The 15,556-nt window shown below is 74.4% G+C and carries 9 protein-coding genes and 1 tRNA gene; 7 read left to right on the top strand and 3 right to left on the bottom strand.

Annotated elements, in window-relative coordinates; genetic code table 11:
• Positions 1-183: 183 nt before the first annotated feature.
• From ACFP1Z_RS03940 to ACFP1Z_RS03920, 5 genes are all read left to right on the top strand, one after another.
• A complete protein-coding gene (locus ACFP1Z_RS03940; RefSeq protein WP_390314422.1) occupies positions 184-1,905 on the top strand; it encodes a flavin monoamine oxidase family protein in 1,722 nt (573 codons plus the stop codon).
• On the top strand, positions 1,902-5,228 hold the full coding sequence (locus tag ACFP1Z_RS03935) for a ferritin-like domain-containing protein (RefSeq protein ID WP_390314421.1): 3,327 nt from the start codon (positions 1,902-1,904) through the stop codon (positions 5,226-5,228). The genes ACFP1Z_RS03940 and ACFP1Z_RS03935 overlap by 4 nt, the downstream gene beginning before the upstream one ends.
• Positions 5,229-5,234: 6 nt before the next feature.
• Positions 5,235-6,866, top strand: a complete 1,632-nt coding sequence (locus ACFP1Z_RS03930) for an FAD-dependent monooxygenase (RefSeq protein ID WP_390314420.1) — start codon at positions 5,235-5,237, stop codon at positions 6,864-6,866.
• Positions 6,863-8,071: a cytochrome P450 gene (locus ACFP1Z_RS03925; protein ID WP_390314418.1), complete on the top strand. Its 1,209-nt coding sequence runs from the start codon at positions 6,863-6,865 to the stop codon at positions 8,069-8,071. The genes ACFP1Z_RS03930 and ACFP1Z_RS03925 overlap by 4 nt, the downstream gene beginning before the upstream one ends.
• A 158-nt stretch (positions 8,072-8,229) precedes the next feature.
• On the top strand, positions 8,230-9,483 hold the full coding sequence (locus ACFP1Z_RS03920) for a phophatidylserine decarboxylase associated domain-containing protein (RefSeq protein ID WP_390314416.1): 1,254 nt from the start codon (positions 8,230-8,232) through the stop codon (positions 9,481-9,483).
• Positions 9,484-9,553: 70 nt separating this feature from the next.
• Here the strand turns inward: ACFP1Z_RS03920 and uriT are convergent, their stop codons facing one another.
• Complete coding sequence (gene uriT / locus ACFP1Z_RS03915) at positions 9,554-11,005, bottom strand: uridine transporter UriT (RefSeq protein WP_390314414.1); 1,452 nt, start codon at positions 11,003-11,005, stop codon at positions 9,554-9,556.
• A 158-nt stretch (positions 11,006-11,163) separates the two neighbouring features.
• Positions 11,164-11,251 (bottom strand) — tRNA-Leu (locus ACFP1Z_RS03910).
• A gap of 105 nt (positions 11,252-11,356) precedes the next feature.
• On the opposite strand from ACFP1Z_RS03910, the gene ACFP1Z_RS03905 reads away from it, so the two are divergent.
• Complete coding sequence (locus tag ACFP1Z_RS03905) at positions 11,357-12,697, top strand: DUF2254 domain-containing protein (protein WP_390314412.1); 1,341 nt, start codon at positions 11,357-11,359, stop codon at positions 12,695-12,697.
• 35 nt (positions 12,698-12,732) lie between these two features.
• Here ACFP1Z_RS03905 and ACFP1Z_RS03900 read toward each other — a convergent pair whose 3' ends face one another.
• A complete protein-coding gene (locus ACFP1Z_RS03900; protein ID WP_390314410.1) occupies positions 12,733-14,292 on the bottom strand; it encodes an aldehyde dehydrogenase family protein in 1,560 nt (519 codons plus the stop codon).
• Between the two features lie 252 nt (positions 14,293-14,544).
• Here ACFP1Z_RS03900 and fdhD point away from each other — a divergent pair, with 252 nt between their 5' ends.
• Complete coding sequence (gene fdhD / locus ACFP1Z_RS03895) at positions 14,545-15,378, top strand: formate dehydrogenase accessory sulfurtransferase FdhD (RefSeq protein WP_390314408.1); 834 nt, start codon at positions 14,545-14,547, stop codon at positions 15,376-15,378.
• The last annotated feature ends 178 nt before the right edge of the window (positions 15,379-15,556 follow it).

The raw sequence follows: 15,556 nt of genomic DNA, 5'->3' as shown, positions 1-15,556 counted from the left end.
CTCTACGCATAACACCGCACCGCCCCCGAACTCCCCGCATCAATTGCCCAATTGACAAGATTCCCGAAGCATCACCCCGTTCCGCCCGGGGTAGAGGAAATCTCCATGAAGCCGGTCAAGCTCCCAAACACCGACTGATGCATATCGACGCCTATCGATCCATATCAACGGGGGGAACCGCCCATGTCCGTACCATCCCCGACGGGGTCCGAGCGGCCCGCACCCGGCCGCCTTCCCGGCCGCGCCCCCGGCCCCCGCCCCAGAGCCCGGGCCGGCCCCCGTCCCGTGGCGGTCCGCGCCACCGGACCCCGCGTGATCGTCCTCGGCGCCGGGGTCGCCGGACTCGTCGCGGCGTACGAACTGGAACAGTTCGGCTACCGGGTCGAGGTGGTGGAGAGCGGCACCCGCGTCGGGGGACGGGTGCGCACCCACCGCTTCGGGGCGGGCCCGGGGGCGCCGGCCGTGGAGCTGGGGGCCATGCGCATCCCCTCCGACCACCACCGCACGCTCGGCTTCGTCCGCCGGCTGCGGCTGGAGGGCCGGCTCCGGGAGTTCGCCACCCTGCTGTCGGAGGAGAACGCCTATGTGCGGACCACCGGCGGCTTCGTCCGCGTCCATGAGGCGGCGCGGCCGCTGCGCGAGGACTTCCGGCGGGAGCTCGCCCGGCTCGGGCCCGGCCGCCGGCACAGCGAGCCCGCCCTGGCCTTCGCGGCGTGGCTGGCGGCCGTCGTCGACGCGATCGCGCCCCCCGACATGCGGGCGGCGCTGCGCGAGGACCTGCACGGCCAACTCCTCGACCTCGTCAAGCACATCGACCTCTCCCGGTACGTACGGGGAGCGGCCGGGGAGCGGGTGGATCTGCACGCGCTGTTCTCCGCGCACCCGGATCTGCGCGCCGGATGCAGTGCCCGGCTGGGCGGCTTCCTCGACGACATCCTCACCGAGACCGGTCCGGGCCTGCTCCGCCTGGAAGGCGGCATGGACCTGTTCACCTCCGCGCTCGCGTCCCGGCTGCGGGGCGCGGTGCGCTGCGGCCACCGGGTGACGGGCCTGCACGTACGGGACGAGGGGGTGCTGGTCCATATCCGGGCGGGGGCGCGCACGCTGCTGCACCGTGCCGAACTCGCCGTGTGCACCCTGCCGTTCCCCGCGCTGCGGGGGGTACGGCTGACCGGCTTCGACGCGGACAAGCTCGCGGTGCTCGACGAGGTCGAGTACTGCCCGGCGACGAAGGTGGCCTTCCACTGCCGGGAGCCGTTCTGGTGGGACGGCGGTATCCGGGGCGGGGCGTCGTTCACCGGCGGCGGCATCCGGCAGACGTACTACCCGCCCGTGGACGGCGATCCCCGGCGCGGGGCTGCGCTGCTGGCCAGTTACACGATCGGCGAGGAGGCCGCGCGGCTCGGCCGGCTGCCCGCGCACGTACGGCACGCCCTGGTACTGGAGGAGCTGAGCGCGCTCCACCCGGAGCTGCGCCGTCCCGGCATGGTGCTCGCGGCGGTCAGCGAGGCGTGGGGGTCCGCGCCGTGGAGCGCGGGCTGCGCGACCCGCTGGGGCAAGAGCCCCGCCGCGTGCGAACGCGAACGCGCCCGCGCGGCCCGGCCGGTGGGCCCCCTGTTCTTCGCGGGCGAGCACTGCGCGGCACGTCCCGCGTGGATCGAGGGGGCGGTGGAGTCGGCGCTGGCCGCGGTGGAGGCGATCGCGGGCGGGGAGGTGTCTGCGGGGCACCCGGGGGCGGCGGTTCCCGCGCTGACGACGGTGCGGGGGCGGCCCGGCGCGCCCATATCCGGCCGGTGCCGGCGCGAGGCGTCCGCGGTGGGCCGGGTCCGCTCCCCGCTCCTTGCCGGCATGGGGGGCGCCGCCCCCGACCCCCCGGTCCGGCGACGCCGGGGAGCCGCCGTGTGAGCGTCTTCGACCTCCCCCGGCTGCACTTCGCGGGAACCGCCACGACCCGGCTGCCCACGGGCCCGCGGTCGGGGCGCTTCGACCTGGCGTCGGGGCGGGCGCTGGGCGGGGACGGGCTCCCCTTCCCGCCGGAGCGCCCCGCGTCCGAGTACCACGCGTACCTGTACGAACTGGGGCCGCGCTTCGGCGCGGACGGACTCCCTTGCCCCGACGGCGCGTTCAGCCTCGCCCAGGGCTGGAACTTCGGCGGCAACGGCCACTTCCGGCTCGACGCCCGCGTCGTATGCGCCGAGGGCCCCGACGGCCGCGCCACAGCGGGCGACCCCGTGCTGGGGCGGGCCGTCGACGTGTGGGGGCACTACAACCCGTATCTGCGCACGACCGTCAACCGTGCCCGGGTCTTCGACCTGGACCCGGCCTCGCGGTGGACGACCGCGCTGATGGTGGGTCAGTTCGGGCTGGGCCGGGCGGGCCGCTCGCACGACGGCGGGTACATGCTCCTGGGGGACGTCGAGGGCTGCCACCCGCCCCGCTGGGTGGACTTCCGGCGGATCCTGGACGTGGGCGAGCACGTGCTGGCCCCGCAGCTGCGCTACGGCGCGGTGCACCAGTTCGTGGTGGACAAGGGCGCGGGGCGCTGGCTGCCGGACGCCGGACTCTCCCCCGCCGTCGGCGCGTTGCGCGCGGCCGTCGACGGCGGGGCGGACGGTCTGGTGGTGCAGCTCGCGCTGGACAACATGGCCTCCCCGCGCGTCCCGGACGCCCCGGACGTCTGGCGCGTGCGCGGCACGGTCGCGCCCTGGCACGCCCACGAGCCGCGCTCCTGCCCGGCGGGCCGGCTCCTGGTCCCCACCGGCAGGCGGCTCCCGGCCCGCGCGGGAGGCGACGGGGAGGTTCCGGCCGCCGGTCCCCCGCTGCATCACCTCACCGTTCGTCTCGCCCAGGGCACGGCCGTCTTCAACCTGGTCACCGCCGTCCCTCTCACGCACCGCGCCGAGCACCCCGGCCCCGGACCGCTGCACCGGCTGGGCCCGCCCCTGGACGCGGGGGACCTGGAGCTGCGGACGGCCGGCTCGGGGCGGCTGCTGGCCCGGCTGCCGTCCGGCGCGTACCCAGGGGACGCCACCTCGGGCATCGTCACCGTGCCCGCCGCGCCGGGCGCGTGCGAGGCGGCCGAGGACGAGGCGCTGTGCCTGACCGCCGCCGGCCGCGAGGGGCGGCCGGTGCCCCTGCTCACCGAACGGGAGGTGCGCGTCGACAGCGACGAGGCGCTGCTGTTCGTGCACCCTCCCGACCGGGCGCGCGGCCGCGACCACGCGGTGCGGGTGCCGCTGCGCAGCTACGTGCACGGCCGCCCGGCGGGCGCGACGGTGCGCGTGCGGCAGTACGCCAACCCCCGTGCCCTGCCCGCCGATCCCCGCGCGGGCGCGCCCGGGGCCCGGTGCGGGGACGCGGTGGTCCTGGACGTCCGGGGCCAGGACGGCGGGTACGCCGAGGAGTGCGTGGTGCGCACCGACGAGGCGGGCCACGGGGTACTCACCGTGCGCGGCCGGCGGGCGGGCAGCTGCCGGGTCCTGCTGGGCACCGGCCCCCAGGACGTGCCGCCCGTCGACGAGGACGCGCCGGGTTCGGCGTGGGCGGCCTACGACGACGCCGACGCGCTGGGCCACTGGGCGGGGGTGGGCACGCTGCACGCGCGGGTGCTGCCCGACGACTGGCACCTGGACGAAGTCCCCCGCCAGGACGTGGACTTCGAGCTGTTGCACCGTGAGGTGTTCGCCCCCTACGAGCAGTTGTCGTCGTTCATGCGCTCGGAGGTCTTCAGCCTCGCCGACAGCTGCAAGGTACGTACGTACGCGGAGCTGATCTGGCAGATGTGCGATCCGCGCAACAGGGACCGCACGTACCACATGCCGTCCACCCGCGACCTGACCGAGCCCAAGGCACGGCTGTTGCTGGCGTATCTGCGCAACTGCCAGGCCCGCGTGCGCCCTCCGCTGCCGGTGCCCGCCGTGCCCGTAACGGATCCGGTGATCACCACGCGGGCGCAGCTGTGGTCGGCGCTGCGGCAGGCGGCGGCGCTGGAGCTGGCCGTGATGCTGCAGTACCTGTACGCGGCGTTCTCGGTGCCGACGTACGGGGCGGGGCTCGCGTACGTGCGTCAAGGGCTGTGGACCGAGCGGCAGTTGGCGCTGGCGTGCGGCGGGGGCGGGGCGGGGCGCGACGACGGGATCCGGGGCGCGCTGCTGGCCGTGGCCCGCGAGGAGATGGTCCATTTCCTGCTGGTGAACAACATCATCATGGCGATGGGGGAGGCGTTCTGCGTCCCTGTCGTCGACTTCCCCGCGATCGGCGGCGAGCTGCCGGTGCCCGTGGACTTCGCGCTGGAGCCGCTGAGCGCGGGCAGCGTGCAGCGCTTCGTCGCGATCGAGCAGCCGGCCGCACTGGTCCCCGCGCTGCGCCGGGAGGGCGAGGAAGGGCCGGCGGCGGACACCCGGGGCGAGAGCTTCGTGTGGAGGTCGGCCAGTGAGCTGTACGCGGGGATCCGCGAAGGCATCCAGCGGGTGCCGGAGCTGTTCCTCGTGGAGCGGGGGCGCGGCGGCGGCGAGCACCATCTGTTCCTGCGGGAGTCGGTCAACTCCCGCCACCCGGACTACCAGTTGGAGGTCGACGACGTCTCCAGCGCCCTGTTCGCCGTCGACCTGATCACCGAACAGGGCGAGGGCGGCCGGCTCGCACCCGAGGCCCCGGAGCGGGACGAGGGCGCGGAGGTGTCGCACTTCCGGACCTTCCTGCGCATCGGCGAGCAGCTGACGGCCGAGCACGCTCCCGGCCCGTACGGGCGGCAGCTGCCCTGGAGTCCCGCCTACCCGGTGCTGCGCAACCCCACGCTGCGCGGGGAGGACGGCGCGAAGGACGCGATCACCGACCCCGGGGCGCGGGCCGTGGCCCGGCTGTGCGACCGCTCCTACTACCTGTCGCTCCAGCTGATGGCCCAGCACTTCGGGGAGGGCGCGGACACCAGCCTGCGCCGCTCGAAGCTGATGAACGCGTCGATCGACGTGATGACCGGCATGCTGCGGCCGCTCGCCGAAGTGCTGGTCACCCTGGACTCGGGGCGGCGGGGCAGGACAGCGGGGCCGCCCTTCGAGCTGGAGGCCGCGCCCTGCTGCGTGCCCCGCCCGGACGTCGCCCGCCGGTCGCTGGCGCTGCGCTTCGCGCACCAGGCGCGGGCGGCCCGCGCCTGCGGGCACGTACCGGGCCATGTGGCCGACCTGATGGAGTACTACGCCGGGTACTTCCGGCGCGCGGAGGGGGTGTGAGGCGTCATGGCCGGAGCACGGCTGGAGACGGACGTGGTGGTGGCCGGCGGCGGGCCGGTGGGGCTCGCCCTCGCCCGCGACCTGGGGCGGCGGGGGGTGCGCACGCTGGTGCTGGAGGCGTCCGACGGAACGGTCACCCGTCCCAGGACCGCCACCGTCGGCCCCCGGTCGATGGAACTGCTGCGCCGCTGGGGACTCGCGGGCCGGGTCCGCGCCGCGGGGTGGCCCGGGGACCATCCGCTCGACGTCGCGTGGGTGACCGCGCTCGGCGGGCACGAGATCCACCGGCTGCGGCTGGGCACCTGCGACGAGCGGCCGGCGCAGCCGTGGACCCCCGAACCCGGCCACATCTGCCCGCAGGACGTCCTGCTGCCGCTGCTCGCGGAGGCCGTCGGCACGCACCCCGGCGGGCCGCTGCGCCGGCTGTGCCGCTTCGACGCCTTCACCGAGCACGCCGACGGGGTCACGGTGACAGCCACCGACCTCGGTGACGGCGGTGAACTGACCGTCGACGCGCAGTACTTGGCGGGCTGTGACGGCTCGTCGTCGGCCGTCCGCGAGGCCGCCGGCATCAAGGCCCCGGACCGGTACACCACGCGGGTCCTGCGCGACATCGTCTTCCGGGCGCCCCGGCTGCGGGAGCAACTCGGGCCGCGCGCCGCCCTGCTGTACTTCCTGACCCGGCCGCCCGCGCTGCGCTTCCCGCTGCGGGCCCTGGACGGCCGGGAGCTGTACCGGCTGCTGGTCCCGGCGGACGGCGCGCAGGGCCTCGACGCCGGAGCGCTGGTCCGCGCGGCCGTCGCGCTCGACACCCCGCTGGAGACACTCTCCGAGCACGTGTGGCATCTCACCCACCGGGTCGCCTCGGCCTACCGCGCCGGCCGGGTGCTGCTGTGCGGCGACGCCGCGCACACCCTGTCCCCCTCCGGCGGCCTCGGCCTGGACATCGGCCTCGCCGACGCCGCCGACCTGGGCTGGAAGCTCGCCGGCACCGTCGCGGGCTGGGCCGGGCCCGGGCTGCTCGACAGCTACGACACCGAGCGCCGCCCGGTCGCCGAGGCCGGCCTGGAAGTGGCGAGGACGCATCTGGTGCGGACGCTGCGCCGCGAGCTGCCCGCCGCGCTCCTGCTGGACTCGGCCGAGGGGAAGCAGGCCCGCGCCGAACTGGCCGAGCAGCTGTCCGGCAGCGAGGTGCGGCGTGAATTCGACTGCCCCGACGTGCACTTCGGCCACCGCTACACCTCGCCGCTGGTCGTGCCCGACGCCCCGGAGAGGAACCCCGGGCCGGCCGCCGACGACCGGCGCCCGCGCGGCAGGGACGCGTGGCGCGGCGAGGCGCTGCCCGGCGGCCGCGCCCCGCACGTGTGGCTGGCCGACGGCACCTCGACGCTCGATCTGTTCGGGCCCGCCTTCCATCTGCTGCGCTTCACGGAGTCCGTGCGGCTGACCGCGTTCACGGCGGCGTTCGCGCGGCGGCACGTCCCGCTGACCACGACCCGCTGCCCGGACCGGCGGGTGGCCGCCTGCTACGGGCGCCCGTACGTGCTGGTGCGCCCCGACGGGCACGTCGCCTGGCGCGGCGGCGAACTCCCCTTCGACGCCGGGACCTTGGCGGACCGGCTGCGGGGAGCCCGGTGAGCACGCGGCCGCCGGGCCCGTTCCGTACGGCCGACGTGCCGCCGGCGGACCCGTACCCCTGCTACCGGCGCTACCGGGAGGCCGACCCCGTGCACCGGGGCGCGGACGGCGCCTGGTACGTCTTCCGGCACGAGGACGTCGTGCGCGTGCTGACCGACCGGCGGTACGTGCGCGGCGGCCCGCCCGCCCGGATCCCCGAGAGCTGCGCGCACCTGCGGCGTACCACCGCGCACTGGCTGGTGTTCCTGGACCCGCCCGAGCACACGCGGGTGCGCGCGCTGCTCGCCGGGAGCTTCACCCCGCCCGTGGTCGACACGCTGCGGCCGCGCATCCGGCGGCTGGCGGCCGGACTCGTCGCCGCCATGGGCGAGAAGGAGCGCGTGGACCTCGTCACCCACTTCGCCGCGCCCCTGCCCCTGCTCGTCATCGGCGAGCTGCTGGGCGTACCGGCGGAGGACCGGGGCTGGTTCCGCTCGCGCGCCCTGGACCTGCAACTGGCCACCGGCTCGCGCACCGCCCGCCGGCCGGAGGCGTACGCGCTCGCGGACGCGGCCGCCCGCGACCTGGACGCCTACTTCCGGGCCGAACTCCACCGGCGGCGCGCACCGGGGCGCGGCCCGGGCACGGATCTGATCGGGCGGCTGCTGCGCTGCGCCCGCGAGGAGGACCTCAACGACGACGTGCTGGTGGGCAGTTGCGTACACCTGCTGACGGCCGGTCACGAGACGACGACGAACCTGCTGGCCAAGGGGCTGCTGGCGCTGCTCGGCCACCCCGGGGAACTCGCCCTGCTACGAGCGGGACCGGCGCTGCCGCAGGGGACGGTGGACGAACTCGTCCGCTACGACTCCCCGGTCCAGATGATCAGCAGGCTGGCGGGGGCGGATACCGAACTGGGCGGCCGGCGCGTGCGCCGGGGCGCGAGGATCGTGCTCGTGCTGGGCTCGGCCAACCGCGATCCGCGCCGCTTCACCGACCCGGACCGGCTGGACCTGCGCCGCGACGCGGCCCGGCACACCGGCTTCGGCCTGGGCCCGCACTACTGCCTGGGCGCCCCGCTCGCCCGCGCCGAGGCGGAACTCGGCCTGACCGAGCTGCTGCGCGGGCTGCCCGGACTGCGCCTCGACCCGGACGAAACCGTGTGCTACGCCGACGACTTGGTCTTCCACGGCCCGGAACGGCTCGTGATCCGTACGGGCGCCTGACCGCCCGGCCCGGTGTCCGTCACCCGATCCGGTCCCGGCGCCGGAACCGGCACCGGGGACAACCGTTTCGGGCGATATGCCAGCGGCATGGGACGGCGTAGGTTCGCGTCCACGGACCGGACGACGGGAGTGCCGGGCGACGCGAAGGGAAGCACCGCATGAGCGACGCGATCCCCCAGGCCGTACTGGAGGCCCGCTACCAGCGGTCCTTCGGACGGCTGGCCGGGTATCTGCCGGAGGACCGCGAGGCGGTCGAGGAGTGGCTGGCCGGCCTCGTACGGACGGCCGCCGACTCCACACAGGACTGGAGCACGGCGGTCAAGAGACTCGACGCGCTGATCCAGCGCGACGGGACCGTCCGGCAGTACGTGACCGAGATGATCGAGCAGGTGCCCGTGAACTGCGCGGGCCCCGCGGACATTCCCCAGCTTCTCGCCTGCCTCGACCACATCGGACGGCACGCCCCGCAGTACGCGCCCAAGGGAAAGCGGAACTTCTTCCCGATGTCGGCCCTGTTCGTGCACATGATGGAGACGGAGGCCGGTGAAGTCGCCTTCCGGCTGACGGAATTCAACAACGCGCTCCGCGACATCCTCAAGGAATGGTGCGACCACCTCGACTCGCCCGCCAGCAGAACGGTTCTCGACAAGGACACCGGCTGGCTGTCCCGGGACGCCTGGCGGGAATTCAGGCTCGACGACTTCGACATTCCCGACCCCCACGACGAGTACGGGGGGTTCAAGTGCTTCAACGCCTTCTTCCACCGCGAGATCAAGCCGGACAAACGGCCCGTCGACCCGTCCCGGGAGGGGATCGTCTCCCCCAACGACGGCAAGGTCTACCGCTACGCACAGGTCACCTCGCCCGACGACCGGTTCTGGCTCAAGGCACAGTCGTACTCGCTGACGGACATGGTGCGGGGCCGTGAGCGCGCGCGGCCCTTCGTCGGCGGCTGGGTGTTCCAGTCCTTCCTCTCGGGGGCCGACTACCACCGCTGGCGCTCCCCCGTCGCCGGCACCGTCTCGCGCGTGGAGCTCGTACCCGCCCTGATGTTCAGCGAGACCGTCCGGCCCGACCCGACGGCCGGCACGTACTCGCAGGGCTACCAGGCGTCGGTCAACACCCGCGGACTCGTCTTCATCGACAGCGACTTCGGCAAGCAGGTCTGCGTGATGCCCATCGGCATCACCGAGATCTCCTCGGTCCGGTTCGCGGAGGGCCTGCAGGGCAAGCGCGTGGAGAAGGGCACCGAGCTGGGGTGGTTCAGCTACGGCGGCTCCAGCATGTGCGTGCTCTTCGAGAACGGGCTGATCGACCGGTTCACGGTGCCCAACAACGACCCGATCGAGGGCGACCCCGACGGCGGCGCCCCGATCAAGGTCAACGCGCGGATCGCGACGGCGAACCTGTAGCCCGGACACGCCCGTGGCCCCGGGCGGAGTGTTCCGCCCGGGGCCACGGGTGTGCCGGCCGTGCCGGATGTCAGTGCTGCGCCTCGGCCGCCACCGGCTTCGGGATCAGGAAGGAGGTCGCGAGCGCGGCCGCCAGGATGACGACGCCCGCGATCATGCCGGCGGTGTAGCCGGTGGCCGAGGCCGGGTCGTCGGGCAGGGCCGCGGTCTTCACCGCGTACAGCAGCGCGAAGCTCAGCCCGGCGCCGAGGTTGAAGGCACCGGCGTTGAGCCCCGGCAGGAAGCCCGGGTTCTCGCTGGGCGAGAGCACGATGCCCAGGCCGTTGAGGACGATGTTGGCGACGCCCGCGTAGGTGATGCCCACCAGGAGCGAGATCACCAGCAGCAGGACCTTCGAGTGCGCCGGGATCGTGACGATCATCAGGATCACGGAGGCGACGGAGCCGATCAGGCCGAGCCGCAGCACCCGCCCGTAGCCGAAGGTCGCGGCGAGCCGCCCGGCGACCGGGCCCATCGCCAGGCCCGCGAGCGCGTAGGGGGTGAGCGTCCACCAGGCCGAGGCCTCGGCGGACATGCCCAGGCCCGCCTGCCCGTCCTGCGCGAACGCCGGGATGAGTCCGTTCATGACGGCGAACACACCGGTCATGGTGAGCACGGTCGTCAGCAGGGTCGCCCAGGTCCCGCGCTGCCGCAGGTGCCGGGTGGCGACCAGCGGGTGGGACGAGCGGTCCTCGGCACGCCAGAACAGGGCGAACGCCAGCGCCCCGAGCACCACGAGCCCGGCCACCAGCGGCCAGTTCGCGGCGGCGAGCTTCCCGGCCTCGTTGAGGGCGATCAGCAGCGCCCCGACGGAGACGACGAGCAGGGCGACGCCCGGCCAGTCCATCCGCGTCGCGGCGGCGACCCTGGTCTCCGGGGTCATGGTCGCCACCAGCGCCGTGGCGATCACCGCGACGGCGCCCATGGCCCAGAAGACGGCCTGGAAGCCGTGGTTGTCGGCGAGGTAGCCGCCCGCGAGGGAGTCGACGCCGGCGATGCCGCCGTTCACCGCGGTGATCACGCCGAGCAGGGTGCCGTACTTCTTGGGCTCGGTGACCTCCACCCGCAGCATGATCAGGCACAGCGGCACGGTCGGCCCGGACGCGCCCTGGATGACACGGCCCACGAACAGCACGGGCACGCTCGTCGCCAGCGCCGCGACCACACACCCCACGGCCATCAGCGCCATCATCCCGACCAGCACCTTGCGCCGCCCGACGATGTCCCCGAGCCGGGGCAGGAACAGCGAGAACAGAGCCGCCGAGGTGAAGAACGCGGTCTGCGTCAGCCCGATCTCCGCGGAGCTGGCGTGCAGCTGGTCCTCGATGCTCTTGAGCGCCGGGCTGAGCATGCTCGCGTTGAGCTGGAAGGCGACGCAGGCCGTGAGCAGCGCGGTGACCAGCACGGCTACGCGCGTAGCGCGACCTGCGGGAGCGGTGCCGGCCTGCTCGTCGACAAGGGGTGGTGTGGTGGGTCTGGCCATGAAGGAGCCCCTTTGCTCAGCGGCTGAACGATGGTGCAGTGGATCTCTTGAGCGGTGCAGCAAAAGGGCTGCGACGGGAGACCCGGCGCCAGAACACAGTGACACGGTGTTCCCATAAACAAAAGAACCCCAGCTCACAGAGCTGGGGTTCTTCCCGCTGGTGTCCGAGGGGGGACTTGAACCCCCACGCCCGATAAAGGGCACTAGCACCTCAAGCTAGCGCGTCTGCCATTCCGCCACCCGGACAAGGTGTCTGTCTCCCACGGTGTTCCCCGCGGCGACATGGACAACTCTATCAAGGTTTCGGAGTGCCGTTGACCAGCCCGTTCATCCGGCACATACGGTCCGTTCATGGGCAATCCCGGACACTTCGCAGCGCAGGCCCCCGGACCGGTCCCCGTCCGGGCGCGGCCGCGGCCGCTCTCCCCGCTGCGCGAGCACCTGCGGGACACCTTCTGGTTCACCCCCGGCCTGGGGCTGGTGGGGGCCGTCGTGCTGGCGGCGCTCGCGCTGGACTTCGACGCGTGGCTCATCGCGTGGCTGCGCACCGAAGGGGACTACGACACGATCGGCACGCTGATCACGCTCGCCGACGACGCGAAGTCGATCATCACGGCCGTGGGCTCGGCGATGCTGACCTTCATCGGCGTGGTCTTCTCGATCTCGCTCGTGGCCCTGCAGATGGCCAGCGGCCAGTTCTCGCCCCGCGTGGTGCGGCTGTACGTGCGCAGCAGGATCACGAAGGCCACGTTCGCCGTGTTCCTGGCCACGTTCCTGTTCGCGCTGCTGGTGCAGACCGCGTACGAGGCGAACACCGACCCCCGGACCGTGACGACGGTGCCGTTCGCCTCCGCCGTCCTGTGCGTGCTGATGGTGCTGGTGAGTCTGGCGCTGTTCGTGGCGTACGTGAACTCCACGCTGCGGCTGATGCGGGTCAGCCACGTCATCGACCGGGTCATCCGCGAGTCGTTCCGGGTCCTGGACAAGCACGGGGCGGCCGAGCCGGAGCCGCCCGCGCTGCCGGCGGCCCGGGCGGAGGTGGCGCACACCGGGCGGGCCGGGGTGCTGCGGGACGTGCACATCGCGCGGCTGGTGCGGGTGGCGCGGCGGCACGGGGTGGTGCTGCGGCTGATCCCGCGGATCGGGGACTACGTGGTGCCGGGGACGCCCGTGCTCGCGGTGCACGGCGGGGCGGCCCCGCCGCGCCGGGCCCTGCGGTACACGGTCTCGGTGGGGGTGGAGCGCACCTTCCACCAGGATCTGGGCTTCGGGCTGCGGCAGCTCTCCGACATCGCGCAGCGCGCCCTGTCCCCGGCCGTCAACGACCCGACGACGGCCGTGCAGTGCCTGGACCGCATCGTGCAGTTCCTCGCGGCGCTCGCGCACCGGCCGCTGGGCGCGCTGCACCACCGCGACCGCCGGGGCCGGGTGCGGCTGGTGCAGGACCTGCCGGGCTGGACGGACCTGGTCGACCTCGGCCTCACCGAGATCCGCGGCTGCGCGACCGGCAGTCCGCAGGTGACGCGGCGGCTCGTGGCCGGCCTCGACGACCTGTGGCACCTGGCGCCCGAGGAACGGCGGGAGCCGCTGGAGCGGCATCGCGCGCTGCTGACGGAGGCCGTGACGCGCAGGGTCCCCGAGGGCGCCGACCGCGCGTTCGCGCTGGAGCCGGACCGGCAGGGCATCGGCTGAGACCGGGCCGCACCCCGCGCCGGCCCCGCCCCCGGCTACGGCATCAGGTGGTAGTCGGGGAAGTTCCCCGGCAGCCGCTCCGCGCGCGCCGCCCTGGCCGACACCGGCCGGGTCACCGCCCGTACCAGCAGTTCGCCGCCGACGAACGCGCCGCGCCAGGAGGCGCCGAAGCCGCCGAAGAGCTCCTCGCGGTCGCCGCGCGAACGCGGCCTGCCGTGGCCGGTCTTGAAGGCGCGGATCTGCGGGGCGAGCCGCTCGTAGGCGGCCGCGTCGTCGCAGGAGAGGGTGGCCACGAGGGCGCCGTTGCTCGCGTTCATCGCGGCCAGCAGCTCGGCCTCGGTGTCGACGAGCACGATGGTGTCGACGGGCCCGAAGGGCTCGGCGTGGTGCAGGGGCGAGGACGGCGGCGGCCCGAGCAGGGTGACGGGCGGCAGGTAGGCGCCGGTGTCCTGCCCCGGCAGGAAACGGCCGTCGGCGAGCGAGCCCCGGTGCAGCGGGACGGCGCCCCGGCCGATGGCCTCGGCGACCTGGTCGCCGAGTTCCTTGGCCTTGGCCGCGTTGATCAGCGGGCCGAAGTCGAGGGCGGGCGGCTCGTCGCCGGGGTCCGCGACGGCCAGCGGGTGGCCGAAGCGTACGGACCGTACCGCCGGCAGGTAGCAGGCGAGGAAGTCGGCGAAGGCCGAACGCTGCACCACGAAGCGCGGGTAGGCGGTGCAGCGCTGCTTCGCGTAGTCGAAGGTGCCGCGGATCCGCGCCGCGAGCGCGCCCCAGTCGCTGAAGTTCCACACGCCCCAGGTGTTGAGGCCCTCCTGTTCCAGGATGTGCCGTTTGCCGAGGTCGGCGACGGCGGTCGCGACACGGGCGCCGGTGTCGCGGCCGCCGACGAAGGAGACGCAGCCGATCTCGGGCGCGCGCACCAGGGCCTCGGACAGCTCGCCGCCGCTGCCGCTGACCAGCGTGACGGGCACCCCCTCGCGGGCGACGAGGGCGGCGGAGAGGGTCAGCGCGGCCAGGCCGCCGTCGGTGGGCGTCTTGGCGACGACGGCGTTGCCTGCCAGGGCCTGGACGAGCATCGCGTGGACGAGCACGCTCATCGGGTAGTTCCAGCTGGCGATGTTGGAGACGGGCCCGGTCAGCGGGACGCGCCCGTCGAGCATGGCGTCGATGCCGGCGGTGTACCAGCGGACGCCGTCGATGGCCCGGTCCACGTCGGCCAGCGCGAGCCGCCACGGCTTGCCGATCTCCCACACGAGGAGCAGGGCGAGGAGCTCGCGGTGCGCCTCCAGCGCGTCGAGGGCGGCGCCGACGCGGGCGGTGCGGCCGGCCTGCGGGACCTCGCGCCAGACGCGGTGGGCGTCGAGCGCGGCGCGTACGGCCTGCCGGGCGGTGGCCGCGTCCAGGCGGGGCGGGCCGGCGACGGGGGTGCCGTCGACGGGGGTGACGGTGGCGAGGGGGCGGCCGTCGGCGTGCCAGGTGCCGGCCCACAGATTCAGGACGCGGTCGTCGCGGAACGCCTCGGGGGCGGCGGCCAGGCAGCGCTGCCAGGCGGCGGACCACTCGGTTCCGGGTTTGAGGAGCAGGGGGGTGGGTGCCATGGTCTCGGTCTCCGCTCTCTGCGCGGGGCGGGTCGGACAGCACGTACCTACTGAACCGTAGCCACCGGGAAGGGAGTTGGGGGCGGGGACGCCGGACATGAGGCGCGCGTCACGCGTGACGCCCCACGGGCGGGACTTCGCAGACGGCGCCGCGGTGCTCGGGCCGTCGGCACCCCATGGCCCGCGCCCCGGCCCCGTCGACGACAATTGGCCAGGTCAGCCGAACTTTCGAGCAGCAGGACGGAATTCGCCATGGGACGGGTCACCGCACGCCGCCGCGTCATCCGCATCCGGGACGGCGCGGCCGGCGCCCGCCCGGACACGCTGGTGGCCGAGGAGCCGATGGAGATCCGGCTCGACGGCAGGCCGCTGGCGGTCACCATGCGCACCCCGGGCGACGACTTCGCGCTCGCGGCCGGCTTCCTGGTCAGCGAGGGGGTGCTCGCCGACGCCGGGGAACTGGCGAACATCGTCTACTGCGCGGGCGCCACGGAGGACGGCGGCAACACCTACAACGTGGTCGACGTCCGTCTCGCGCCCGGCGTGCCCGTCCCCGACATCACGCTGGAGCGCAACGTCTACACCACGTCCTCGTGCGGGCTGTGCGGCAAGGCGAGCCTGGACGCGGTGCGCACGACGGCCCGCCACGCCGTCTCGGACGGGCCGGTGCCGCTGCGGCTGACGCCGCGGCTGCTGGCGGGGCTGCCGCAGCGGCTGCGCGCCGCGCAGCGGGTCTTCGACCGGACGGGCGGGCTGCACGCGGCCGCGCTGTTCTCCGCCGACGGCGAACTGCTGGACGTGCGCGAGGACGTGGGGCGGCACAACGCGGTCGACAAGCTCGTCGGGCGCGCGCTCCAGCAGGGGCGGCTGCCGCTCGCGGGGGCGATCCTGCTGGTGTCGGGGCGGGCGTCCTTCGAGCTGGTGCAGAAGGCGGTGATGGCGGGCATCCCGGTGCTCGCGGCGGTCTCGGCGCCGTCCTCGCTGGCGGTGGAGCTCGCGGAGGAGGCGGGGATGACCCTGGTGGGCTTTCTGCGCGGCTCGTCCATGAACGTGTACGCGGGGGACCACCGGATCGCCCTGGAGTGAGACCGGGGTGGGACCGGGGTGGGACCGGGGTGGGGCCGGGGTGGGGCCGGGGTGGGACACGAGTGACACCGGAGTGACGCCGTGCGCCGGGGGCGCGTCGGGGAGGTGCGGGGGGGTCGCGTGACGCGTGGGCGCTCTTCGGCGCGCGGCGCGCCGGGGAAGCTTGTGGGGCGGGCAC

This window comes from Streptomyces gamaensis (assembly GCF_042656465.1).
GTDB classification, from domain to species: Bacteria; Actinomycetota; Actinomycetes; order Streptomycetales; family Streptomycetaceae; genus Streptomyces; species Streptomyces gamaensis.
The sequence above is the reverse complement of the archived record's forward strand: the minus strand, read 5'-3'. Positions and strand labels throughout refer to the sequence as shown.

Bases quoted from the DNA above. Each gene is read 5' to 3' on its own strand.
- ACFP1Z_RS03940 (WP_390314422.1), top strand. From the start codon at position 184: ATGTCCGTACCATCCCCGACGGGGTCCGAGCGGCCCGCACCCGGCCGC.
- ACFP1Z_RS03930 (WP_390314420.1), top strand. From the start codon at position 5,235: ATGGCCGGAGCACGGCTGGAGACGGACGTGGTGGTGGCCGGCGGCGGG.
- ACFP1Z_RS03920 (WP_390314416.1), top strand. From the start codon at position 8,230: ATGAGCGACGCGATCCCCCAGGCCGTACTGGAGGCCCGCTACCAGCGG.
- uriT (WP_390314414.1), bottom strand. From the start codon at position 11,005: ATGGCCAGACCCACCACACCACCCCTTGTCGACGAGCAGGCCGGCACC.
- ACFP1Z_RS03905 (WP_390314412.1), top strand. From the start codon at position 11,357: ATGGGCAATCCCGGACACTTCGCAGCGCAGGCCCCCGGACCGGTCCCC.
- ACFP1Z_RS03900 (WP_390314410.1), bottom strand. From the start codon at position 14,292: ATGGCACCCACCCCCCTGCTCCTCAAACCCGGAACCGAGTGGTCCGCC.
- fdhD (WP_390314408.1), top strand. From the start codon at position 14,545: ATGGGACGGGTCACCGCACGCCGCCGCGTCATCCGCATCCGGGACGGC.